The following is a 797-nucleotide window of genomic DNA, read 5'->3' as shown; positions in this document are numbered from 1 at the left end:
GTGGGCATTTCCCGACTGAGCAGTCCGCGATGAAGTGCCTGTATCTTGTGACTCGCAGCCTGGACCCGACCGGGACTGGCCGCGCCCGGTGGACGATGCGGTGGAAGCCAGTGATCAACGCGTTCGCTATCACGTTCGGTGACCGCTGGCCGGGAGCCGAGACCTACTGATCAACAACGCCGGAAACACCGATCATGAGACAGACCCTACCGGACCGGCGAACTCGCGTACCTGGAGGGTCGGCTCGCGTGCCTGGAGGGTCGGTTCACGTGATTGGGAGGTCGACACGCGTGATTGGGGGGTCGACACGGGGGCCGCGCGAAAACGGCACCGCGGGCTGCGTGGGGCGCCTACGCTGGAGCGGTGAGCGACAGCGAGAACTTCGAGGGGCGCGACGTCGGGTCCGGGATCTCCGTCATCCGGGAAAGCAGCGACGTCGTGGGGTCCGGGCCGCGGCTGCACCGGCATCCCTACGCCGAGACCTTCGTCATCATCCGGGGACGGGCGCGGTTCACCATCGGTGCCGCGGAACGCGACGGCGGTGCCGGGGACGTGCTCGTCGTCCCGGCCGGCACGGCGCACAAGTTCGCGGTGCTCGGCCCCGGGGTCTACGAGGCCGTGCACATCCACGAAAGCAACCACTTCATCACCGAATACCTGGAGTGACGCGCTAGTACTACAGGGCTAGATCTCTATCATTTGCAGCCGAAGGCGTCGTCTGACGTGGTGTCGTCGGGCGTCTGCCTGGTGTCGACGACGCCAGGCAGACCAGCGTAGGCCGTGGTCGATGGCTTGAT

General features: G+C 66.4%; 1 protein-coding gene and 1 pseudogene. Both read left to right on the top strand.

What is annotated here, in order from left to right; translation table 11 throughout:
* Positions 1–170, top strand: a pseudogene (locus ACLJQZ_RS48570) (IS256 family transposase); the annotation flags it as partial.
* A gap of 193 nt (positions 171–363) precedes the next feature.
* Positions 364–666 (top strand): cupin domain-containing protein, encoded by a 303-nt coding sequence (locus ACLJQZ_RS48565; protein ID WP_410628516.1) that lies wholly within the window; start codon positions 364–366, stop codon positions 664–666.
* Positions 667–797: the final 131 nt, after the last annotated feature.

It is taken from the genome of Amycolatopsis sp. cmx-8-4 (assembly GCF_046548675.1).
Lineage (GTDB): Bacteria > Actinomycetota > Actinomycetes > Mycobacteriales > Pseudonocardiaceae > Amycolatopsis.
The sequence above is the reverse complement of the archived record's forward strand: the minus strand, read 5'-3'. Positions and strand labels throughout refer to the sequence as shown.